This is a genomic window from Arthrobacter sp. BK1, assembly GCF_056680055.1.
Window position 1 is genome coordinate 4,577,232 of the sequence record NZ_CM155263.1, and the last position, 21,914, is coordinate 4,599,145.

Sequence of the window (21,914 nt, forward strand, 5' to 3'; positions counted from 1 at the left end):
CTTCAAGCCTCAGAGGCTAGGAGGCCCAATCATCCTCGTCGAAAGCCCGTCCGCGGAAGTGTGCCCGGAGGTACTCCCCCACGACGGCGGCACCCAGGTCTCCGGCATCGGGCGCAACCACCCGGCCGTCCACCCTTCGTGCCATCCGCTGGACGAACCGCTCGAGGCCAGGGTCACCGCCCAGCCGGAAGAACGTCACCTGGGTGCCCGCCCGCCCCAAGCGGTCCAGCTCCGTGACGGTCAGACGGATGGTCTCAGGGTCCGGCGGGTAGGTGAACCAGGTCTCGCCCTCGGGCAGCAGGTGCGCCGTGGGTTCGCCGTCGGTGACCACCAGGAGGACAGGCTGCATCGCCGGGTGCTGGCGGAAGAAGCGCTTGGCCAGCAGCAGGCCGTGATGCAGGTTTGTTCCCTGCTCGCGGCGCGAAGGCAGCGCCGTGAGTTCGCCGATGTCCATGGAGCGGGCATAACGGCCGAACGCGATCATCTGCAGCCGGTCCCCGCGGAAGCGGGTGGAGATGAGGTGGTGCAGTGCCAGAGCCATGCGCTTCATGGGCACCCACCGCCCGTCTGCAGCCATGGAAAACGAAATATCGACGAGCAGGACAACGGCGGCCTGGGTATGGGTCTCCGTTTCGCTGACCTCGATGTCGTCCACCCCGAGGCGCAGCCCCCGGGCCGGGTCACCGCCGTCGGCAGCGATGCGGCGGATCGCATTGGTCATGGTGCGCGTGACGTCCCACGGTTCGGCGTCCCCGAATTGCCACTGCCGGCTGGAGCCGGTCAGTTCACCGGCAGCTCCGGCGACCCGGGTCTCCCGCCGCCCCTGCCGGCCGGACAGCTGCTTGGCGGTATCACGTAACAGGGACTTCCCGATCCGCCGCATGGCCTGCGGGGACAACCGCAGATCGCCGTCGGCCCCCTGGCGGAGGTAGCCGCCGTCCTGCATTGCCCGCTCGATGTCCGCGAGGGTCCGTGCCGTCACGGCGGCATTCTGCCCGAGCTGGCGGGCCAAGGCGTCCAGGTCCAGATCGTCCAGACGCGAACCGTTGTAGGACTGGGACAGCTGTTCGGAGAGCTCATCGAGTTCGGCGACGTCCTGAAGCACGCCCGTCCCGTCGCCAAGCCCGAGGCCTTCCTGGCCGTCGAAGCGTTCGGAGCCGGTCCAGTCCTCGCCTGGCCGCAAGGCGCGCAGGCTGTCGTCCAGTTGGTCGAGCTGGGCCATAAGTTCCGGAGAGCCGAACGCCTGGGCGGACAGCCGCATCAGTTCCTCGCGCTGTTCGGGCGACATCGATTGGAGGAGCCGCTGGGCCGCGGCGGCGCGCTGGGCGAGAGCATCGATGAGCTCCTCCACGGACCGGGGATTCTCCGGGAAGAACTGGCCGTGCCGGGCCATGAACTCCTGGAAATCCGCCTCGGTGTCTTCGCCGCGCCGGTGTTTCCCGAGCAACCCGTTGAGGTCCCGCAGCATCTCGCCGACGGCGGCACGGTCCTCCTCCGTGGCGTTCTCCAGTGCCTGCTTCATGCCGGCGAAGCGCTGGTCGAGTACCTCACGGCCCAGCAGGTCCTTGATGCGCTCGTAGGCTTCCCGGGCCGTCGTGGACTGCCAGTCGTAGGAGGCGAGTTCGTTCACGGCCGCCGCCGTGGACTGCGGCAGGTTCTGCAGCTGCATCTCCCGGAAGGCGCGGTCCGTGTTGTCCATCATCGCGTCGCGGGCAAGCTGTTTGCGCTCCTCCAGCACCGCCGTGTCCAACAGCTCTTTCACCTCGTTGAGGGTGCCGTCCAGGTTGTGGCGGCCCAGCAGGTCCTTCCGGCGTTGCTGGACGCGCCGGGCGAGATCGTCCAGGCCCTCCCGGTTGAGGCCACCGCGGCGCAGGAACTCCTGCAGGGCGTGCCGGGGAGAATAGCCGGCCATCACGTCCTCGGCGATGGCGTCAAGTGCCTCGGCAAGGTCAACGGGCGGGGCAAGCGGGTCCGGCCCACCAGCGTACCGGCCGTACCTGGCCCGGTTGTGAACGCTCATCAGCGCTTACCCCTGTCCTCGTCCGGCTGCTAGCCGTAGATGGTTTCCTCGTCGTCGGACTCCTTGGAGATCCGCCGGGCGAGGTAGAGCCCTTCGAGGGCAAGTTCAATAGCTGCAGCCCGGTGCCCGTCATTTGTGGCACCCAGGCGCCCGCTGATTTCGTCGTAGAGGCCCGATCCGTTGAGCGACGGGAGGCCTTCAAGGAATTCGCGCGCGGTGACGTGTTCCCCGGTGGTCACTGTCCGGTGGCCGTCGAGCGCAGCCACGAGCGGACCGAGGTCAAGGCCGTGGAAGTGCGCCCGCACGGCTTCTGCGGTTGCTGTGCGCAGGAGGTGGTCAAGGACGGCCTGCTCACGCCCTTCCTCCCCTGATTCGAATTCGATCTTTCCGCTCAGGACATCGACAGCAGTTTCCAGGTCGATGATCCGCGCCACAGCCTCGTTCTCCCCACGGACGCTGGCCCGGCGCAGCGCTGCAGCGGCCACCGTTTCGGCACCCGCAATCGCGAACCTCGCCGAAACCCCAGACGTCTGGTTGATGGCCGGGGACTCCCGCAGCGCGCGGGTGTAGCGGGCAAGGATCTCGAGGATGACCGGCGGGACATCAGCCACCAGCCGCCCCTCCTGCCGGATGACAGATACCTCGTCGTCAAGTTCGATCGGGTAATGGGTGCGGATCTCCGCGCCGAAGCGGTCCTTCAGCGGCGTGATGATCCGGCCGCGGTTGGTGTAGTCCTCAGGATTGGCGGACGCAACAACAAGCACGTCCAACGGAAGCCGCAGCACGTAGCCGCGGATCTGGATATCGCGTTCCTCCATCACGTTGAGCATCGAGACCTGGATCCGTTCGGCGAGGTCCGGGAGCTCGTTGATGGCGATGATGCCCCGGTTGGAGCGCGGGACCAGGCCGTAGTGGATGGTTTCCGGGTCACCGAGACGGCGGCCCTCGGCCACGCGCATGGGGTCGACGTCGCCGATCAGGTCAGCCACTGATGTGTCCGGGGTGGCGAGCTTCTCGACGTACCGTACGGAGCGGTGCCGCCACGCCACCCGCAGCCGGTCGCCGTCGGTGAGGGCACGTGCACGGGAGTGCTCGGTGATGGGTTCGTAGGGGTGTTCGTTCAGCTCGGAGTCCTCGATGACCGGGGACCATTCGTCGAGCAGTCCCACCATGGTGCGCAGGAGCCTCGTCTTGCCCTGCCCCCGCTCCCCGAGCAGGACGACGTCGTGGCCGGCGATCAGGGCGCGCTCAAGCTGGGGAAGGACTGTCCTGCTGAAACCAAAGATCCCCGGCCACGGATCGCGGCCGGCTGACAGCGCGGCGAGCAGGTTGTCTCGGATTTCATGGCGCAGGTCTTTGTGGACGTGGCCGGAGGCACGCAGTTCACCAACAGTGAAGATATCGGGGCGATCAGTCACCCCTCTAAGGTAGCCCGATGTGGCGGCTGATCGAGCAGAATTCCAAAATTCCCTTACGCTGGATTTCTGATGACTGCTGCAACGCCGACGCAACCGCAGGGCACCCTCCTTCTTCTGGTGCGGCACGGGGAAACGCCTACCACGGGCATGGTGCTGCCCGGAAGGGCGCCGGGATTGCACCTCTCGGACCGGGGACGGGACCAGGCCGAACGGGTAGCGGAACGGCTCTCAGGTCTTGCGGTCAGTGCCATCTACTCCTCACCACTGGAACGGACGCGCGAGACGGCGGAGCCTGCTGCAACCCGCACGGGACTGGAGGACTTCGTAGAGGCGGGCTTAATCGAGTGCGACTTCGGCGACTGGACCGGCGCCCGGCTGGCGGACCTCTCGGGGTTGCCGGAGTGGCGAACCGTCCAGCAGAACCCGTCCGCCTTCCGCTTTCCGAACGGCGAGGGGTTCACGCAGATGCAGGAACGGATCGTCGGAGCGCTCGAGGGGGTGCGGGCAGCCCACACCGGGGGCGTCGTCGTCTGCTTTTCCCATGCCGATCCGATCAAGGCTGCCGTCGCCCATGCTTTGGGGACGCCTCTGGACCTCTTCCAGCGGATCTTCATCAGCCCGGGCTCGGTATCGGCCATCTCGTATGTCGACGGCCAGGCGCCGGCGGTGCTCATGGTGAATTCGACCTCGGAGCCCTTGAGCGGGCTGAGGAGGACGTGACATGGGCGAGACGGTGCCGGAACGGGAACTGACGCTGCTCGCAGAGGGCCGGGTGGAGCTGCTCGGCCGCATTCCCCGCAGCAGCAACGAGACCTACCTCGTTGAGGTGACTGCCGCCGTCGGGAAGGCCCTTGCGGTCTACAAACCGGAGGCCGGGGAACGGCCTCTGTCCGATTTCGAACCCGGACTGTTCCGGCGCGAACGCGCTGCCTACCTGCTGAGCGAGCACCTGCGGTGGGGCCTCGTGCCGCCCACCGTGATCCGCGAAGACGCCCCGTTGGGGATCGGTTCCCTTCAGTGGTTCGTGGAATGTGACTTCAGCGAGCACTACTTCACCCTGTACGAAGATTTGCCCGAGACCCACGACGCCCTGGCGCAGATCGCCCTGTTCGATTACGTCGCGAACAATACCGACCGCAAGAGCGGGCACGTGCTGCGCGGCCATGACGGACAGATCTGGGGCATCGACCACGGGCTGTGTTTCTCTGCGCCCTTCAAACTGCGGACGGTGATCTGGGACTTCGCCGGCGAACCCATCCCCGCCGGCCTGCTCGAGGACATCACTCCCCTGACGGCTGCCGTTCCGGCCGGGGTGGCAGAGCTGCTGGATGACGCGGAAGTGGCGGCCATCAAACGCCGGGTGCAGCGGGTGCTCCACGACGGCGTGCTGCCGGTGGACCACACGGGCCAGCGGTACCCGTGGCCGCTGGTCTGAGCACATCTCAGGCCAACGCGGAGTCACTTCCGGCCCAATAATCCAAGGTTATTGGGCCGGAAGTGACCCCGCGTTGCTGTTCCCAGCAGCGCTCCTCCTTATAGCGCCGTCAGGCCGCCGTCCACCGTGAAGATGCCGCCCGTGGCGTACGAAGAGTCGTCGCTGGCGAGGAACACCATGATTCCCTCCACGTCGGCGGCCGCCCCGGGTCGCCCCAGCATGGTGGAATTCACCAGGCCGGCGCGGCTGACCGGATCGTCGGCGATGGCCTGGACCAGCGGCGTTTCGGTGTAGCCGGGAACTACAACGTTGACGCGGATTCCCGCGTGCGCGTAGTCGGCGGCGACCACCCGGGCCAACCCGTGGACCCCGGCTTTGGAGCTGGTGTAGGCGGTGAACGTCTGGCCGCAGGCCACCACGGCCGTGGGGCTGCCGGTGCATATGATGGATCCGCCGGTGCCTTCCAAAGCCCGGACGGCGTGCTTAAGGGTGAGGAACGCGCCGCGCTGGTTGATGCTGACGGTCTTCTCCCACACGGCCAGGTCCAGGTCGCCCACTTTCGCGTCCTGCCCGAACAGCTGCACCCCGGCGTTCGCCACCACCACGTCGAGCTTCCCCTCATCAGCAACGACGGCGTAGGCTGCGGCGACGCTCTCCTCGTCCGAGATGTCCATGCGCACGGCACGGGCCCGGTCCTCTCCGGAGGCGGCGGCCGCCTTCTCTGCCGCTTCCGCGTTGATGTCGGCGAAGTAGACCGTCGCTCCTTCGGCGACGAACCGCTGGGCAACGGCGAGGCCGATCCCCGAACCGGCTCCCGTGACCAGGGCAGTTTTTCCTTCAAGACGCAGACCCATGGGGTCTCCTTTCACTAGGATGGCGCGCCGCCGTCGGAACGGCAGCAAAGAGTATGTGGGCAGGTCGCCGGATGGACGGATCAGCTCGTTGCCGGAAAACGTACGACGCCGGCGGACCAGGGTCCGAGGGTCAGCGACCCGCCTGCGGGGCCGGCGCCGTCGTCGGTGTCGTCGGTGGCGGCGAAGCCAACCTCGGATCCCGCATCCCGCCCAAATGCCGTGAAATCAAAGCCTGCGGCGCCGATTCCGGCAGGCAGCTGAACATCCACGTCGACGGGAGCCCCGGAGAGGTTCGCCGCGAAGACCATCAGGGCCGCCGCTGACTGCACGGGGTAAAGGGTTACCGGGGAATTTCTTCCTGACGGGGCAGCCTTCACGTCAACTGACAGGACTTCACTGCCCCGGACCGCGGCAAGCTCTTTGAGGAGTTCACCGGCAGGATTGAGCCTGCCGCCGCTGTCGGAGATACCCCGTGGGCCGGACGCCTCGAAGTAGGTCACAGAGTCCACTCCGTCGACTGTCAGCGCGCTGACGCTCGCCAGCAGCCACGCTGCGGTGAACGGCAGTGCCTGGAGTTCGTCCGCCTCCGGCTCCGCCGCTTCACCCGAGGTTGCGACGGCGTTGAAACGCGGCAGCAGTGTCACCGGTCCCACGTGGACCGGGCGGCCACCGCCCAGCCGCAAGGCATTCTCCGCAACGACGCGTTGCATCGCCACATTGTCGATGACGTGGGCCGTTTCAGTGCTGTGCATCTGCGGCGTGATGCTGAACGTGAGGGCATCGGAGTCCGACGGCGTGCGGCTGCTGCCGCGGTTAAGTTCCGTGAAGTGGGACCGGACACCGGCAAGGACACTGCCACGGAACCCCGCAGCGTGCGCTGCCCCCTTGACCGCATGCCAGGCCTCCGGTTCGGTGAGCTGGCTGCCGGGGTCGAATACCGCCAGCCGTTTCGCCTCCGGCAGGAACGCAGATAGGTCGGCGATGGCGCCAACCGGGTCCGGGGTGGTTGCCCGGATGTCAAGGCCCTCGCCATGTGCCGCGGCTGCCTGGAGCTGGGCCGTCCAGCCGGACCGGGCGGCTTCGCCCGGAAGTTCCTCCAGCTCCACCAGCAGGGCGTCCAGTCCGGGGATTTGAGGAAGAACCCCGGGGTTTGCCCCGGCTCCGACCGCAAGCGCGGGAACGTGTCCCGTGGCATTCCCGAGACGGGCGCGGACCGGTTTCGTAGTTCCGGACCCGGCAAGGCCAAGGCCCGCAGCAGCTTCCACTGCCTCCTGCGGTTCCAGCGTGGCGGCCTCAAGGAAGACGGACTGCCGGACGGTGTCCCCTGCTGCCACGTCCACCGGAAACGGCCGATCCAGGGGTGTGCTGTAGGTCTTATACGATGCATCGGTCCAGTTCCGCTGGTCTTCGGTTTCAAAGATGTCGCCGGTGAATTCCAGACGGAAGGCCGTCCCGGCGTCGGCCCATTCCAAAGCCGCGACGTCCATGAACGGCTGGTGCGGGCTGATCCCGCGGGGAAACTGCGCGGCTGTGATGCTGCCGTCTGAGTGCTCCACGGTCACGTCCCGCCCGGCGTCAGCGGGCGGGTGCAGCACCACCAGGCCAATCCGGTTACTGCGGAACGCGTTCCCCGCGGTGCCTTCGAAGGCAACGTCAACCGTTCCAGGCGTAAAGCGGGCGCTCAGGTGACCGCCGTACTCCACGCCGTAGTCGGCATACGTGACCGTCCACTGCACGTGAAGTCCGTCCACACCCTGGGTGACCTCCACGTTGGACACGGATGGCCGCGGGGTCCTCCAGTCCTGGTCACGGACCACGGCCTTCACCGCACGCAGCACCGGCCGTCCCGCATAGGAAAGGTGGGCCAGTTCGTCGCCGACAAGCTGTGCAGTCCAAGGTCCCGCAGACAGTTGCTGGACGGGAGGCGCGAGCCGGGCCTGAATGATTGCGGATGGTCCCGGCTGCTCGCCGGTCAAGGGCTGGAAAGACACTGGACTGCTCTCTGCCTTGCCCGGGGCTGCTTCGGCCCGGTGCCCGGCATGGCTGGCGGATGCTGGTGAGGCCTGTGACCCAGGCCATCTTCTCGATTATTGAATCACGCATCCATCAAGTCAACCGGTTGACCAGTACTTGGACGCAGGGGCTGACAGGCCGGGAGGCTATTGCGAAGCGTCGAAGCCGGCCAGCAGCCGCCGTGATGCGGTCCGCATATGCGAGCTCATGGTCTTGGCGACCGCATCGGCGTCCCGCGCCTCGAGGGCGGCAAAAATTTCCCGGTGTTCCTTGAGGGCGGATGCGGCATGCCCTTCGTCGGTGAGGGCGCGGTCCACCCAGATCCGCAACAGTGACCGGATGCTCTGCAGCAGTTCCTGCAGCACCTGGTTCCCTGAGCTTTGGGCAATTTCCCGGTGGAAGAGAGCGTCAGCCTCCACAAAGGCGGCCAGGTCATCGAGGGTCGCGGCCATGGTTGCAAGATTGCCCCGCATCCGCTCCAGCGCCTCGTCGGTGATCCGGTCAGCAGCGAGCTGTGCCGCCTGCACCTCCAGGCCGCTGCGGAGTTCAACAAGCTCCCGGGTGCGCGGCGCGCCCAACATCATCCCCCAGCTAAGAGTGCGGGGAAGAAGTTCCGATATGCCGTCGCGAAGGTACGTTCCGGATCCGGGGCGGACTATCACGATGCCCAGGATCTCCAGTGCTGCCAGCGCCTCACGCACCGCGGACCTGCCCACGCCCAGGGACGCAGCAAGCTGGCGCTCGGCCGGCAGCCTGGTTCCGACGGCGATGTCCCCGCTGGTGAAATAGGCCAGAAGTCGCTCTGCAACCTCCGACACGACCGATCCCTGGCCCACGGATCCGAGGGCTGCACTGATCTTGGCCGTCGACGCGGCGGAGTTTGTTGACACAGCCCAAGCGTAGCAACCGGCCACAGTCGCACCTGCCATTTCAGAAGCCTGGATATTTCACACGTCAACCGGTTGACCAATTTGAATTTCGCTCGTATGGTGGAACTCACATGGTTTAGCCGCCGGTTGGTCCACGGACCCCATTCCGGCACAGTGACAGACCCCCAGCTCCAGTGACGGACGCGCGGGGAAGATCAATCTCTAGGAGTCAACGTGGACACCACACAATCGGTGGTCGAAAAATCAGCAATCAGGAAAGTGGCGATCCGGCTGGTGCCCTTCGTCGCCCTGATGTTCTTCATCAACTATCTGGACCGCACGGCGATCTCCTTCGCCGGCCCCAACGGCATGAACGCAGACCTTGCCCTGTCCGCCGCCCAGTTCGGCTTCGCCTCGGGCGTCTTCTTCATCGGCTACATCCTGCTTGAAGTCCCCAGCAACCTGGCCCTGCACAAGTTCGGCGCCCGCCGCTGGCTGGCCCGCATCATGGTCAGCTGGGGCATCGTCTCCCTGCTGTTCACCTGGGTGGGCAACGTGGAGCAGCTGTACATCCTCCGCTTCATCCTGGGCGTGGCCGAAGCCGGCTTCTTCCCCGGCGCCATCCTCTTCCTGAGCCTCTGGGTCCCCTCCCGGCACCGCAGCAAGATACTCGCACTTTTCTACCTGGCCCAGCCGCTGACTACCGTGATCGGTGCACCGCTGGCCGGCCTCCTCATCCAGCAGGACGGGCTCTTCGGCCTCGAAGGCTGGCGCGTGATGTTCTTCGGCGTCGCAATCCCCGCCATCATTGTCGGCATCATCGCCTGGTTCTACCTGGCTGACTCCCCCGCCAAGGCCAAGTGGCTGACGCAGGAAGAGAAGACCTGGCTGACCGGCGCCCTGGAGAAGGAAAAGAAGGAAACCGCCGCCAGCAACAAGCACGTCAGCGTCCGCACTGTCTTCGGAAACGGCCGCGTCTGGATGCTTTCGGCGATCTACTTCGGCTTCATCTACGGTCTGTACGCACTCGGCTTCTTCCTTCCCACCATCATCGCGGGCTTCGAGGGCATCTACGGCACCAAGTTCGATGTCTTCCAGAAGGGCCTGATCACGGCCATCCCGTACCTGCCGGCCGCCTTCGCCCTGTACTTCTGGTCCAAGGACGCCACCAAGCGCGGCGTCAAGACCTGGCACATCGCTTTGCCCGCCCTCATCGGCGGCCTGAGCATCCCGCTGGCACTGTTCGCCGGCTCCCCGGCGGCCACCATCGCCGTTATCACCATCACCGCCATGTCGATCTTCGCGGCCCTGCCCAACTTCTGGACGGTCCCCACACAGTTCCTGACCGGTGCGGCGGCGGCCGCCGGCATCGCCCTGATCAACACCATCGGCAACCTGGCCGGCTTCAGCGCCGGCTACGTCACCGGCTGGCTGAAGGACCTCACCGGCGGCTACGCCGTTCCGATGTTCGTCGTCGGCGGCTTTATGCTCATGTCCGCCATCCTCATGGTCATCCTGAGCCGCGCCGGAAAAGTCAGCGAAGGCATCCCGGCCGAAGCGTTGGATCCGGCAGGCGCCGGACACCACTCCGAGCCGTAACCAGACCCGGAGGCGTCCCCCTCACCCGGGGGCGCCTCCGCCCCACCCCCCCATCACGACCTCCCTTTAGTAGGGCCCAGGAGCTTTCCCATGACCCGCCTGTTCAACGAACCCGCAGCCTTCGCTGACGAGATGATCGAAGGCTTTGCCGCCTCCCATGGACGCTGGGTCAAGCGCGTCTCCGGCGGCGTGGTCCGCAGCACCAAAAGCACGCCGGACACAGTAGCGCTGGTTATCGGCGGCGGCTCCGGCCATTACCCGGCGTTCGCCGGTCTGGTGGGCCAGGGCCTGGCCCACGGCGCCGCGATGGGCAACCTGTTCGCATCGCCGTCGGCCCAGCAGATCTACAACGTGGCCAAGGCAGCGGAGCACGGCGGCGGCGTGCTGCTGGGCTACGGCAACTACGCCGGCGACGTCCTGCACTTCACCCAGGCCCAGGACCGACTCCGCAAGGAAGGCATCGACTGCCGCAGCATCGCCGTCACTGACGACGTCTCCTCCGCCCCGCTCGCCGAGCGCGCCAAGCGCCGCGGCATCGCCGGGGACCTGACCGTCTTCAAGGTCGCTGCTGCCGCCGCGGAAGCGGGCTACTCCCTGGACAACACGGTGGAAATCGCCGAGCGCGCCAACGACCGCACCCGCTCCTTCGGCGTCGCGTTCAGCGGCTGCACGCTGCCGGGCGCGGACCATCCGCTGTTTTCCGTCCCTGAAGGCCGGATGGCCGTGGGCATGGGCATCCACGGCGAACCCGGGATCGATGAGACAGATATCCCGACGGCGGATGAGCTCGCCGAGCTGCTGGTCGCCAAACTCCTCACCGAAGTACCCGAAGGCCTCGAGGCCAGCGGCGCCCGCGTGGTCCCGATCCTCAACGGCCTGGGCAGCGTCAAGTACGAAGAGCTCTTTGTGGTCTACCGCCGCGTCGCGCAACTCCTGGCCGAAGCCGGGATCGACGCGGTGGACCCGCAGGTGGGAGAACTCGTGACCAGCTTTGACATGGCCGGCACCTCCCTCACCCTTTTCTGGCTCGACGAGGAACTCGAAACCCTGTGGAATGCTCCGGCCGACGCGCCGGCCTTCCGCCGCGGCGCCGTCACGGCCGAAGCCCTCGAAGCAGGTGTTGCCGACCTGGCCGAGGCCGAAGTTTCCATCCCGGAGGCAACAGCTGAGTCCCGCGCCGGCGCCACCCGCGTCCTCGCAGCTCTCGGAGCGGCGAAAGACGTGGTGGACGCCAACGCCGACGAATTGGGCCGGATCGATGCGATCGCCGGTGACGGTGACCACGGCATCGGCATGGAGCGCGGTGTCCTGGCCGCCGTGGATGCCGCAACGGACGCCGTCGACCGCGGTGCAGGGGCGGCCACCACCCTGTACTTCGCCGCGGACGCGTGGGCCGACAAGGCCGGCGGCACCTCCGGCGCCCTTTGGGGCATGGCGTTGCGGGCCATCGGTGACGCCGTGGGTGACAGCAAGGCGCCCGACGCCGGCGCTGTCGCCGCCGGTGTGTCCGGCGCAGCGTCCGCGATCATGGACTTCGGGAAGGCCAAACCCGGTGACAAAACCCTGGTGGACGTCCTTGTCCCCTTCCGCGATGCCCTGGAAGCCGGCGTCGAGGCAGGCAAACCGCTCACCGAGGCATGGGGCGCCGCCGCCCTCACCGCTGAACAGGCCGCCGAAGCCACCGCCCAGCTGATGCCCCTCATGGGCCGCGCCCGCGTGCACGCCGAGAAAAGCCTCGGCACCCCGGACGCCGGGGCGGTATCCATGGCACTGATCATCCGAGCCATCCACAACACGCTCACCGAGCGGACAACCATCAAGGAGAAAGCATGAGCGCCAAACTGCGCCTGATCGTCGGTTGCGACGACGCCGGATTCGACTACAAGGAAGCCCTGAAGGCAGACCTGGAAGCCTCCGACCTGGTCGAATCCGTGACCGACGTGGGAGTGGACGCCACCAGCCACACCCCCTATCCCTCCATCGCCATCGCCGCCGCTGAACTGATCGCCGCCGGCAAAGCAGACCGCGCCCTGCTGGTCTGCGGCACCGGCCTGGGGGTGGCCATCGCCGCGAACAAGGTCCCCGGCATCCGAGCCGTTACCGCGCACGACAGCTACTCGGTGGAACGCTCCATCCTGTCCAACAACGTCCAGGTCCTGACCTTCGGCCAGCGCGTCGTCGGCCTCGAACTGGCCCGCCGCCTCGCCAAGGAATGGCTCACCTACACCTTTGACGAAAGCTCAGCCTCGGCAGAGAAAGTCACCCTGATTAAGGACTACGAGGGTGTCACTTCCTGCTAAGAACCCGGTCTCCAACACTGGAGCCACTGCCCCGAAGGCGATCATCGGTGTCAGCCTGAAGATGTACTTCGGCTACCAGCGTTCGGTGGATTACTGCCGCGACGTCGCCACCATCGCGCTTGCACACCCGGCGGTCCAGAGCGGGGACATCGAACTGTTCGTCCTGCCCACCCTTCCGGTGCTTCCCGAAGCCGCCCGCATCCTGGGTGCCGCGGGAGCCGCAACCGGTGCCCAGGACATCTTCTGGGAAGACGAGGGTGCGTTCACCGGTGAGGTGGGCGGCAGGACCGTGACCGAGCTTGGCGGACGGTACGTCGAGGTGGGCCATGAGGAGCGCCGGCGGATCTTCGGCGAGGATGACACGATCATCGGGCTGAAGACTGCCGCGGCTTACCGCAACGGCCTTACCCCGGTCCTCTGCGTGGGAGAGCTGCAGCAAGGATCAGTCGAGGAAGCCATCGCCAAGTGCACGGCGGAAATCGATGCCGCGCTGAACCGGGCGCAGTCCCTGGCACCGGCGGGCCGGACCATCGTGGCGTATGAACCGCAGTGGGCCATCGGCGCGCCGGAACCGGCTACCCCGGAATACATCAGTGCCGTCATCACCGGACTGGACGCGCACCTGCGCGCCCTGCCCGGCCAGGCGGACAGCCGCGTGATCTATGGCGGCAGCGCCGGACCCGGCCTGATCACCACACTGGACTCCGCCGTCGCCGGCCTGTTCCTGGGCCGCTTCGCGCACGATCCCAAGGCGCTGAAGACCGTCCTGGACGAGGCCGCCGAGCGGATCGGCCTGCTGACCGGAACGGCGGCGGGAGCATGAGCGCCACCGCCGGCCCAGGGAATGGACAGGGCTCACGGATCGGTTTGAGCAGCTACGCCTTTTTCTGGCAGCTCTCGGACAAGGTCTCCGAACCCCTCAGCATCCACGGCGCGCTGGAGCGAACCGAGGCACTGGGAGTGGACCTTTTCCAGATCTGCGATTACGCCCCGCTCGAAGCCATGACGGACTCCGAACTGGAGGCCGTCCGCGCCACCGCCGACCGGCTGGGCATCTCCCTGGAACTCGGCACCAAGGGCATCCGCCCCGAGCACCTCAGGAAATTCCTGCACATCGCCGGGATCCTGGGCTCGCCCCTGCTGCGGACCATGTTCAACGTTCCGGGCCACACCCCGACGGCGGAGGAAGCCGTGGCGATCTTTAAGGAAGTGCTGCCGGAGTTCGAGGCAGCCGGGGTGAAGATCGCGGTGGAAACCTATGAGCAGGTGCCCACCTCGAGGATCCTGGACGTGATCCGCGGAGTGGACAGCCCGCACCTCGGCATCTGCAGCGACCCGGCCAACACCGTCGCGGCGCTGGAGATGCCCCGCGAGGTGATTGACGCCGTCGCGCCTTACGTCCTGAACATGCACGTCAAGGACTTTGCCTTCAGCCGCAAGGACGGGTGGGTCGGATTCACGTATTCCGGCGCACCGCTTGGCGAAGGCCTGCTCGACTACGACTACATGGTCAGCAGATTCCAGCCCCACCAAAGAAACATCAACCAGATCGTCGAACACTGGCTGCCGTGGCAGGACTCCGAGGCGGAGACCATCCGCCTCGAAAACCAGTGGACCCAACAAAGCATCGAATTCCTAAGGAGCAAGTGAAATGTCAGCAGAAAATTTGACCGTCGCCGTTATCGGAGCCGGTGGCAAAATGGGAATGCGCGTTTCCCGCAACCTGCAGAAGAGCGCCCACACCGTTTTCTACAGCGAGAACTCCCCCGCCGGCCAGGAGCGCATCCAGGCCGAGGGACGCCAGATCACGTCCACTGAGGACGCCGTCAAGGGCGCCGACGTGGTTATCCTCGCCGTCCCGGATACCGTCCTGGGCGTTGTCTCCGAAGGCGTTGTTCCCCAGATGAAGGCCGGAGCGATCCTGCTCACCCTGGACCCCGCCGCCGCCTACGCCGGGCTGCTGGCAAAGCGCGACGACGTCGTCCAGGCAGTTGCCCACCCGTGCCACCCGTCCGTGTTCCTGGAGCGCACCACCAAGGAAGAATGGGCCGACACCTTCGGCGGCGAAGGCGCCCCGCAGAACGTGGTTGCCGCGATCGACGACGACGCCCAGGAAGAGACCAAAGCAGCCGCCGAGGCCACCATTCGCATCATCTACGCGCCCGTCATCGATGTCCACTGGGTCACGGTCAAGCAGCTGGCCATCCTCGAACCCACCCTCGTGGAAACCGTTGCCTGCATGATCGGAACGCTGCTCAACGAGGCACTGCACGAGACCGTCCACACCGCAGGCGTCCCGGAGGAAGCGGCCAAGGCCATGCTGTTCGGCCACGTCCAGATCGCCCTCACCAACGCCCTGCGCGGCTCCAACCCGTTCTCCGAGGCCTGCGAGATCGCCATCCAGTACGGCAAGGACACGATCATCAAGGACGACTGGAAGAAGATCTTCGACGACTCCGAGCTGGACAGCGTCATCGCCAAGATGCTCAAGCTCGACGCCGTCAAACGCTAAATCCCTGGGACAGCCCGGTGCGCGGCGAGGGCCGTGCACCGGGCTATCCGTGCTTGTAGTGTGACTTCCACCCCGGCCCTACCGCTAAGAGGAACAACCAATGAAGCTAACTCCAGAGAGTCCCCTCAGCGATGTCCTCGCAAACCGGGCCGCACGGGCAATGATCCAGAACTACCTGCCTGGCATCGTCAACTCCCCGATGCTGCATCAGTTGAAAGGCCTCCCGGTGGGGCAGGTCATCGGCATGAATGCCGAGCTCAGCAGCAGGGCAGATGAGCTCGAGAAACTCTGGCAGAGAATGGCCACCGTTCCGGAAGCAGCCCACGGGCAGAATCAGCCCATCGCCGTGGCATCGCCCCGGGCAGATTATGACCCCGAGACCGTGGCCCGCGGGTCCGCTGCCTTCCATTACGCTGCGGAGGCCGCCTGCTGGGACGTGTTCGAGGTGGTCCTCGACGGACCGGGGCATGGCAACCCCTTCACAGAAGTGGAGCTCACCGCCGTCTTTGCCCACACAGATTCAGCGGAGCTACGGATGGGTGGATTCTACGACGGCGACGGAACATACAAAGTCCGGTTCATGCCAGACAAGCCCGGGAACTGGACCTTCCGGACCAGCTCCAACGCCTGTTCCCTGGACGGGCTTGAAGGCAGCTTCCAGTGCTCGGCTCCTACCCCTGGCAACCATGGCCCGGTCAAGGTGGCTGACCAGTTCCATTTCGCCCACGCTGACGGCCGCCGCTACAGCCCGATCGGCACCACAGCCTACGCCTGGACGCACCAGCCGGCCGAGGTGCAGGACCGCACACTCCAGACGCTCGCCGAGTCCCCTTTCAATAAGCTCAGAATGTGCGTGTTCCCCAAGTCCTACCTGTTCAACACCAATGAACCGGACGTGTTTCCGTACGAGCGCTCGGCGGACGGCTGGGATTTCACCCGGTTCAATCCCGAGTTCTTCCGGCACTTCGAAGACCGGATTCAGCAGCTGGCCGGGCTGGGTATCGAAGCGGACCTCATCCTGTTCCACGCCTACGACCGGTGGGGTTTTTCGGACATGGGCGCCTACGCCGACGATCTCTTCGTCCAGTACGTCGTCCGGAGGCTGGCCGCCCACCGCAATGTGTGGTGGTCCCTCGCCAATGAATACGATCTCCTCCGCACCAAGACTACGGACGACTGGGAGCGCATGGCGGACGTCATCACCAGCAACGATCCGGCCGGGCACCTGCTGTCCATCCATAACTGCTTCGGCTTTTACGATTACACCAAACCCTGGATAACCCACGCGAGCACCCAGCGGATCGACGTCTACCGGACCGCAGAGAACACCGACCAGTGGAGGGAAGCCTGGGGCAAACCCGTGGTGATCGACGAGTGCGCCTATGAGGGCGACATAGACCAGGGCTGGGGCAACATCACCGGCGAAGAAATGGTGCGCCGCTTTTGGGAAGGGGCCATCCGCGGCGGCTACGTCGGACACGGCGAGACGTATCTGAATGAATCCGAGGAACTGTGGTGGTCCAAGGGCGGAAGCCTGGTGGGCAGTAGCCCGGCACGGATCGGGTTCCTGGCCGGGATCCTCGCGCAGGCTCCCGGCGGAGTGCTGGACCCGCTGCCGGGTGACTGGGACGCTCCCCGCGGCGGAGTGCCCGGCGTCCTCGAGCTGATCTACTTCGGGTTTAACCGCCCCAGCTACCGGACCATCATGCTGCCGCCGGAGACGGTGTGCACGGTTGACATTATCGACACCTGGAACATGACCATCGAGACATTGGACGGGCAGCGCAGCGGGATCTTCCGCGTTCCACTTCCTGCACGGCAGTACATGGCCATCAGGTTGAATATGGTCTAGTCACCGGCACTGGCGAGGCTGGCGGTGCGGAACCCGCAGTTCCCGCTGGAGGATTCCGGTGTGTTCGACGTGCGGGCCGCCACCCGGTACCTGTTGCAATAAGAGTCGTGGCAGAGGTACGAGCCGCCCCGCATGACCCGCCCCGCTCCAATGGTCGGCCCCTGGGGGTTCTCCGCTGGCGAGTTGCGGTAGTACTTGGGCAGGAACCAGTCGCTGCACCATTCCCAGACGTTCCCGGCAGTCTCGAAGAGGCCGTATCCGTTGGGCGCGAACGACTTCACCGGAGCGGTCCCAAGGAAGCCATCCTCCACGGTGTTCCTGCCAGGGAACGTGCCCTGCCAGATATTGCACCGGTGCTCGCCGCCGGGCGTCAGCTCATCCCCCCACGCGTAGCGCTTCCCGGTCAGGCCTCCGCGCGCTGCGAATTCCCACTCCGCCTCCGTAGGAAGCCGACGTCCGGCCCAAGAACAATATGCCAGTGCATCGTTGTGGGAGACGTGGACCACCGGATGGTCCGCCACGTCGGTCCAGCGGGAGTCAAGGCCGCCCGGATGCGCCCAGTCTGCTCCCCGGACGTTCAGCCACCAAGGCGCACGCTCCGCAGCACCGAGCACATCTGTCCGTGGAGCCTTCAACAGCAGGTGGAACACCGCGGACGTTCCATACTGCTCAGCTTCGGTCCGGTATCCGGTTTCGGCGACAAATTTCGCGAACATTTCGTTTGTGACCGACGACGAATCGATGCGGAAGGGCGGTAGACGGAGTTCATGCACCGGAACTTCGCCGTCTGACGGATAACCCTCGCCGAATGCGTCACCCATCTGGAACGCGCCGCCGGCCAACAGTACGTCGTCGTGAGAGGTGTCGGTATCGGCGGGGCTGCCGACGGCAATCACCTGTTGCTGTTCAGCTCCGGCTATGGCCCTGGGCGGCGTGCAGCAGCTGTGCTGTTCGGGCCGCTCTGTATGCTCCACGGACTCTCCTCAAAACCATTCCACTTGTGCCATTGACGCTAGTATTCCTATTGTGTCATGGTTTAGGCACTGCGCGGCGGTACCGGCCAATGGGCCTTGCATCCAAAAGGAGGTCAGCGGAATGAAGCTCGAGCACATCCTTCTTGGCGTGCTGCTGGAACACCCGAGTACCGGCTATGACCTGAAAAAATTCCTCGATAACCACGGGCGGTTTATGCGTTCCAACACCCAGATGAGCCAGGTCTACCGGTCGCTGGGCCTGATGGAGTCGCAAGGACTGGTGACGCATACCGTGGACCAGAGGCCGGGGGCGCAGGATGCCAAGACCTACCACGTCACGCGGGATGGCGCCGCGGCGTTCCTTGACTGGCTGACCGGCCCCTATACTCCACCCACCCGCTTCCAGGACCCCGAACTCAACGTCCGCCTCAGCTTCGCCGGGTTCATGGGACGCGAGCAGCTGGCGGCCTTGCTGGACGTCGAAATCCAGACCCGGGAAGACGAGATTAGCCGTTACCGGGACCGCGACCGGCATGAACAGTGGGATCCCGCCATCCCCTTTGATGAAGATCTGGCCGAGTCAGTCAAGGATTGGCTCCACCGGATAGGTTCTGCAGCCATGGATGCCCACGTGGCCGCCCTGACCGAACTCCGTGCAGAACTCCTGGGCGCCCCTCTTTCCACGAAGGGACCCTGATGAGGGCCATTATCCTGATGTTCGACAGCCTGAACCGGCACATGCTTTCGCCCTACGCCGACACCATTGTTGACGCCCCGAACTTCGCCCGCCTGGCCCAAGAATCTGTAACGTTTGACAACTTCTACGCTGGGTCGATGCCGTGCATGCCTGCCCGGCGGGAAATGCACACCGGCCGCTATAACTTCCTGCACCGCAGCTGGGGTCCGCTGGAGCCGTTCGATGATTCCATGCCCGAGATGCTGGGCCAGGCAGGCATCCACGCCCACCTGGTCTCGGACCACCCGCACTACTGGGAGGACGGCGGCGCCACCTACCACACCCGCTACACCACGTGGGAGTTCCTCCGCGGCCAGGAAGGAGACCCATGGAAGGGCGTAGTGACACCCCAGGGCAGTGTGGGCGGCGTGATGAACCGGATGCGCCGGCAGGATGCGATCAACCGCAGCTACATGCCGACAGAGGCCGAGCACCCGCAGACCAGGACGGTGGACGCTGCCCTGGAGTTTATCAAAACCAACAACGCCGCCGACCAGTGGATGCTCCAGCTCGAGCTTTTTGATCCGCACGAACCATTCTTCACGCATGACGAGTACAAGGCAAAGTATCCGCACCCTTACGCAGGGCCTGAGTTTGACTGGCCCAGCTACCAGAAAGTCGCCGAGCCGCAGCAGCAGGTTGATCACGCCTGCTACGAGTACGCGGCGCTGGTGTCGATGTGCGATAAGTCGCTGGGCCGCGTCCTTGATGCCATGGACCGGTACGATCTGTGGAAGGACACCATGCTGGTGGTGAATACAGATCACGGTTTTCTGTTAGGCGAGCACGGGTGGTGGGCTAAGTCAGTCATGCCGTGGTTCAACGAACTGGTGCACCTGCCGGTGTTCGTGTGGGACCCACGGACTGCAGGCCGGACCGGCCGCTGCGCCGCCCTGGCCCAGACCATCGACATCGCCCCCACATTGCTGCGGTTCTTTGGACTTGAGCCGACGCCGGACATGCAGGGCAAGGACCTCGCCTCCGTGCTGCAGGACGATGCTGAAGCCCACAGCGTGCACACGGGCGCACTCTTCGGTATCCACGGCGGCCACGTCAACGTCACGGACGGCAGGTACGTCTACATGCGGGCGCCCGCGGAATCCGCGAATGCGCCGCTTGAAAACTTCACGCTGATGCCCACCCACATGCGCTCCCGTTTCTCTGTCGATGAACTCGCTGGCTGGCAGCCAGCGGAACCTTTCACCTTCACCAAAGGTCTGCGCAGCATGAGAATCCATACCAAGTCGCTGATGAATCCATGGACCCATGGGACACTGCTTTTCGATCTTGAGACCGACCCCGGTCAGGAAACCCCCATCGCTGACGACGAAGTGGAGCTCCGCATGCTCCGGCTGCTTGCCGCCCTGATGCATGATGCCGACGCACCTGCCAGCCAGTTTGCCCGGTTGGGCATTCCGTTCGAGAGGGTCCCGGATCCGGACCATTTGCTGGTCCGCGAACAGGCGGACCGCGTGGAAGCCGCCCTCGAGCGACTGCCGCCGCTGTCGTCCTTCCCCGCCGGCGGTGCGGCGCTGAACGTTCCCATCCTGCAACTCCGCCAGGACCACAGGGCCGAGGCCCTCCTCACGAAGCACCTCCCCGAGCTGGTCAACACCGAACTGATCAACATCCGAGCCCAACTGACTCTGCACCAGATGGCCAGGGTTACGCCGATCCCGACCGTTGTGCTGACCCTTTTAGCCGCGGAGTTGGCGGCCATCCTGCCGCCAAACTGAGCGGCGCTGTCATTTCTTGCTGAGCGCGGCTTCACGACGCCGGCGCATGGCCGCCCGGTCCTGATCGGACACCGGGACCTGGGCGTGCCAGGACACCTGGGTAGCGCCGTTTGTGGGCTGCAGCCGTCCTGCGAGATCGTCCGCGAGATGCCCCCGCCCCGTGTTCCGAAGGTGTTCCATGTACACGGCAGGCTGGTTATAGAGCGTTGGCCCGGCCTGGAGCGCACCTTGCATCGGGTCCGGCAGGGCGCCGGGAGTTCCTGCATAGAAACCCAGCCACTCGAAGAGGTTGGAACGCATCTTGGCCGCGAGCTCCGGGTCCTCAGCAACAAGGTTGGTGGTCAAATAGGGGTCCTCGGTGACGTTGAACAGTGACTCCCACTCGGCGCGGAAGCAGCCCGGGTGGTACGTGCGGATGTATAGATGGTCCCTTGTCCGGACTGCCCGCTGGTACGTGTGTGCCCCGTGGCCCCACACCAGGTAGGGCCGGCTGCCGATGGCCTGGCCACGCACGGCGTCGGCGTAGGAGGTGCCCTGCCATTTTTCAGGCTTGTCCACTTCCAGCAGGTCAAGGATGGTCGGAGCGTAATCGATGTTGTAGAGCAAGGCATCGCATCTGGTGGCTGCAACGCCCTCCTGGTCCGTGATTCCCGGCCAAAGCACGATCATGGGGAGGCGGTGCACCGGCTCCGAGGCGAGTCCGTGCTCGGCGTATAGTCCCATTTCGCCAAAGGACTCGCCGTGATCGGACGAGACGATGATGGCAACCTCGTCTGCAAGGCCCATGGCTTCAATGGACCGGCGGAGCCTACCGAACTCTGAATCCCAGAAGTGGATCGCGCCGTCGTAGCCGTTGATGAGGTGTTCAAAATCGGCCCTGGTCCGGATTTCGTCCGGCATGTTGTGCGGAACGCCGGACTTACGTGGCCCGCCGGAATAGTGGAGGTCAAGGGCGCTGCGGGCACCGTAGACCTCGGCATGCCCGTCAATGGCCGCCTGGTCCGGCCAGGCGGGCGCGGGTCCTGCGGCAGCGGCTTTGGCGGTCCACGACTCGTCCTGAAGGTATTCCGTGTGCGGGTCCCAGTAAGTGACGTGCAGGTACCAGTTCTCTTCGTCCCGGTGGCGTCCGATCCAATCCAGGGCGGCGTCGGTGATCATGTCTGCGGGCTCGTCACCGATATCCGGCGTCACTTGAACGTTTTCCCGGAAGTTGCCCATGAAGTAGTAGGCGCGGTGCCGTTCGGCAAAGGACGAGACGGCGGCGCACGTGTAGCCGGCCGCGTTGAGGGCCTGCCCCAGCAGAGGGCGGCCGGGCTGCGGGCCGTGGCCTGCATCGAGGCGGAAGCGGGCGTCGTCACCGAAATGGCCGATCACTCCGTTGGTGATTCCATGCTGCCCACTGGTCAGGGCGGTACGCGAGGGAAGGCAAGGGGAGTCTGAGCAGTAGTAGCGGTCAAACATCACGCTGGTCCGGGCCATGTCGTCGAGGTTCGGCGTGATGGACCGCTGGTAGCCGTAAGGACCCGTGTGATCCGGCCTGAGGGAGTCCACGTCCACGTAGATGATCTTCATTGACCGCTTCCTATCTCTCTTGGA

At 65.5% G+C, this 21,914-nt stretch carries 18 protein-coding genes; 11 read left to right on the top strand and 7 right to left on the bottom strand.

Going from position 1 to position 21,914, the window contains the following annotated elements; translation table 11 throughout:
* Nucleotides 1-16: 16 nt before the first annotated feature.
* Nucleotides 17-2,020 carry a vWA domain-containing protein gene (locus AC1MCA_RS21005; protein ID WP_479800254.1) on the bottom strand — a complete coding sequence of 668 codons (2,004 nt, stop codon included), beginning with the start codon at nucleotides 2,018-2,020 and terminating at the stop codon, nucleotides 17-19.
* A 29-nt stretch (nucleotides 2,021-2,049) separates the two neighbouring features.
* Nucleotides 2,050-3,438, bottom strand: coding sequence for a sigma 54-interacting transcriptional regulator (locus AC1MCA_RS21010; protein WP_479800255.1), 1,389 nt, complete (start codon nucleotides 3,436-3,438; stop codon nucleotides 2,050-2,052).
* A 69-nt stretch (nucleotides 3,439-3,507) separates the two neighbouring features.
* Between AC1MCA_RS21010 and AC1MCA_RS21015 the strand changes: the two genes are divergently transcribed.
* Together AC1MCA_RS21015 and AC1MCA_RS21020 are read left to right on the top strand one after the other, a co-directional pair.
* Nucleotides 3,508-4,158 carry an MSMEG_4193 family putative phosphomutase gene (locus AC1MCA_RS21015; protein WP_479800257.1) on the top strand — a complete coding sequence of 217 codons (651 nt, stop codon included), beginning with the start codon at nucleotides 3,508-3,510 and terminating at the stop codon, nucleotides 4,156-4,158.
* A 1-nt stretch (nucleotide 4,159) separates the two neighbouring features.
* A complete protein-coding gene (locus tag AC1MCA_RS21020) occupies nucleotides 4,160-4,873 on the top strand; it encodes an SCO1664 family protein (protein ID WP_479800258.1) in 714 nt (237 codons plus the stop codon).
* Nucleotides 4,874-4,971: 98 nt separating this feature from the next.
* Here the strand turns inward: AC1MCA_RS21020 and AC1MCA_RS21025 are convergent, their stop codons facing one another.
* The 3 genes from AC1MCA_RS21025 to AC1MCA_RS21035 form a co-directional block, all read right to left on the bottom strand.
* The gene (locus AC1MCA_RS21025; protein WP_479800259.1) at nucleotides 4,972-5,727 is read right to left on the bottom strand and encodes an SDR family NAD(P)-dependent oxidoreductase; all 756 of its coding nucleotides are present in this window, start codon (nucleotides 5,725-5,727) and stop codon (nucleotides 4,972-4,974) included.
* A gap of 80 nt (nucleotides 5,728-5,807) precedes the next feature.
* The gene (locus AC1MCA_RS21030; RefSeq protein ID WP_479800260.1) at nucleotides 5,808-7,718 is read right to left on the bottom strand and encodes a D-apionate lactonase family protein; all 1,911 of its coding nucleotides are present in this window, start codon (nucleotides 7,716-7,718) and stop codon (nucleotides 5,808-5,810) included.
* A gap of 168 nt (nucleotides 7,719-7,886) precedes the next feature.
* A complete protein-coding gene (locus AC1MCA_RS21035; protein WP_479800261.1) occupies nucleotides 7,887-8,630 on the bottom strand; it encodes a FadR/GntR family transcriptional regulator in 744 nt (247 codons plus the stop codon).
* 213 nt (nucleotides 8,631-8,843) lie between these two features.
* Here AC1MCA_RS21035 and AC1MCA_RS21040 point away from each other — a divergent pair, with 213 nt between their 5' ends.
* The 7 genes from AC1MCA_RS21040 to AC1MCA_RS21070 all read left to right on the top strand — a co-directional run bounded on the left by AC1MCA_RS21040 (nucleotide 8,844) and on the right by AC1MCA_RS21070 (nucleotide 16,872).
* Nucleotides 8,844-10,208 (top strand): MFS transporter, encoded by a 1,365-nt coding sequence (locus AC1MCA_RS21040; protein ID WP_479800262.1) that lies wholly within the window; start codon nucleotides 8,844-8,846, stop codon nucleotides 10,206-10,208.
* A 90-nt stretch (nucleotides 10,209-10,298) separates the two neighbouring features.
* A complete protein-coding gene (locus tag AC1MCA_RS21045) occupies nucleotides 10,299-12,041 on the top strand; it encodes a dihydroxyacetone kinase family protein (protein WP_479800263.1) in 1,743 nt (580 codons plus the stop codon).
* Nucleotides 12,038-12,508, top strand: coding sequence for a ribose-5-phosphate isomerase (locus AC1MCA_RS21050; protein ID WP_108599500.1), 471 nt, complete (start codon nucleotides 12,038-12,040; stop codon nucleotides 12,506-12,508). Before AC1MCA_RS21045 ends, AC1MCA_RS21050 begins: the two co-directional genes overlap by 4 nt.
* Entirely contained in the window at nucleotides 12,492-13,331 is an 840-nt protein-coding gene (locus AC1MCA_RS21055; protein WP_479800266.1) for a triose-phosphate isomerase family protein, read from the top strand. Before AC1MCA_RS21050 ends, AC1MCA_RS21055 begins: the two co-directional genes overlap by 17 nt.
* Nucleotides 13,328-14,158 carry a sugar phosphate isomerase/epimerase family protein gene (locus AC1MCA_RS21060; RefSeq protein WP_479800267.1) on the top strand — a complete coding sequence of 277 codons (831 nt, stop codon included), beginning with the start codon at nucleotides 13,328-13,330 and terminating at the stop codon, nucleotides 14,156-14,158. The genes AC1MCA_RS21055 and AC1MCA_RS21060 overlap by 4 nt, the downstream gene beginning before the upstream one ends.
* A 1-nt stretch (nucleotide 14,159) precedes the next feature.
* Nucleotides 14,160-15,020, top strand: coding sequence for a phosphogluconate dehydrogenase C-terminal domain-containing protein (locus AC1MCA_RS21065; protein WP_479800269.1), 861 nt, complete (start codon nucleotides 14,160-14,162; stop codon nucleotides 15,018-15,020).
* 100 nt (nucleotides 15,021-15,120) lie between these two features.
* Nucleotides 15,121-16,872: a DUF5605 domain-containing protein gene (locus tag AC1MCA_RS21070; RefSeq protein WP_479800270.1), complete on the top strand. Its 1,752-nt coding sequence runs from the start codon at nucleotides 15,121-15,123 to the stop codon at nucleotides 16,870-16,872.
* On the opposite strand, the gene AC1MCA_RS21075 is transcribed toward AC1MCA_RS21070, so the two are convergent.
* A complete protein-coding gene (locus AC1MCA_RS21075) occupies nucleotides 16,869-17,765 on the bottom strand; it encodes a formylglycine-generating enzyme family protein (protein ID WP_479803494.1) in 897 nt (298 codons plus the stop codon). The genes AC1MCA_RS21070 and AC1MCA_RS21075 overlap by 4 nt on opposite strands.
* A gap of 202 nt (nucleotides 17,766-17,967) precedes the next feature.
* Here AC1MCA_RS21075 and AC1MCA_RS21080 point away from each other — a divergent pair, with 202 nt between their 5' ends.
* Both AC1MCA_RS21080 and AC1MCA_RS21085 read left to right on the top strand, forming a co-directional pair.
* On the top strand, nucleotides 17,968-18,543 hold the full coding sequence (locus AC1MCA_RS21080) for a PadR family transcriptional regulator (protein ID WP_479800271.1): 576 nt from the start codon (nucleotides 17,968-17,970) through the stop codon (nucleotides 18,541-18,543).
* Nucleotides 18,543-20,318: a sulfatase gene (locus AC1MCA_RS21085; RefSeq protein ID WP_479800273.1), complete on the top strand. Its 1,776-nt coding sequence runs from the start codon at nucleotides 18,543-18,545 to the stop codon at nucleotides 20,316-20,318. The genes AC1MCA_RS21080 and AC1MCA_RS21085 overlap by 1 nt, the downstream gene beginning before the upstream one ends.
* Before the next feature lie 9 nt (nucleotides 20,319-20,327).
* Here AC1MCA_RS21085 and AC1MCA_RS21090 read toward each other — a convergent pair whose 3' ends face one another.
* Nucleotides 20,328-21,890, bottom strand: a complete 1,563-nt coding sequence (locus AC1MCA_RS21090; RefSeq protein WP_479800274.1) for a sulfatase family protein — start codon at nucleotides 21,888-21,890, stop codon at nucleotides 20,328-20,330.
* Between the last annotated feature and the right edge of the window lie 24 nt (nucleotides 21,891-21,914).

What these genes read in the sequence shown, in the direction of transcription:
- AC1MCA_RS21005 (WP_479800254.1), bottom strand. Translation starts at nt 2,020, where the DNA reads ATGAGCGTTCACAACCGGGCCAGGTACGGCCGGTACGCTGGTGGGCCG.
- AC1MCA_RS21015 (WP_479800257.1), top strand. Translation starts at nt 3,508, where the DNA reads ATGACTGCTGCAACGCCGACGCAACCGCAGGGCACCCTCCTTCTTCTG.
- AC1MCA_RS21020 (WP_479800258.1), top strand. Translation starts at nt 4,160, where the DNA reads ATGGGCGAGACGGTGCCGGAACGGGAACTGACGCTGCTCGCAGAGGGC.
- AC1MCA_RS21025 (WP_479800259.1), bottom strand. Translation starts at nt 5,727, where the DNA reads ATGGGTCTGCGTCTTGAAGGAAAAACTGCCCTGGTCACGGGAGCCGGT.
- AC1MCA_RS21045 (WP_479800263.1), top strand. Translation starts at nt 10,299, where the DNA reads ATGACCCGCCTGTTCAACGAACCCGCAGCCTTCGCTGACGAGATGATC.
- AC1MCA_RS21050 (WP_108599500.1), top strand. Translation starts at nt 12,038, where the DNA reads ATGAGCGCCAAACTGCGCCTGATCGTCGGTTGCGACGACGCCGGATTC.
- AC1MCA_RS21060 (WP_479800267.1), top strand. Translation starts at nt 13,328, where the DNA reads ATGAGCGCCACCGCCGGCCCAGGGAATGGACAGGGCTCACGGATCGGT.
- AC1MCA_RS21065 (WP_479800269.1), top strand. Translation starts at nt 14,160, where the DNA reads ATGTCAGCAGAAAATTTGACCGTCGCCGTTATCGGAGCCGGTGGCAAA.
- AC1MCA_RS21070 (WP_479800270.1), top strand. Translation starts at nt 15,121, where the DNA reads ATGAAGCTAACTCCAGAGAGTCCCCTCAGCGATGTCCTCGCAAACCGG.
- AC1MCA_RS21080 (WP_479800271.1), top strand. Translation starts at nt 17,968, where the DNA reads ATGAAGCTCGAGCACATCCTTCTTGGCGTGCTGCTGGAACACCCGAGT.
- AC1MCA_RS21085 (WP_479800273.1), top strand. Translation starts at nt 18,543, where the DNA reads ATGAGGGCCATTATCCTGATGTTCGACAGCCTGAACCGGCACATGCTT.
- AC1MCA_RS21090 (WP_479800274.1), bottom strand. Translation starts at nt 21,890, where the DNA reads ATGAAGATCATCTACGTGGACGTGGACTCCCTCAGGCCGGATCACACG.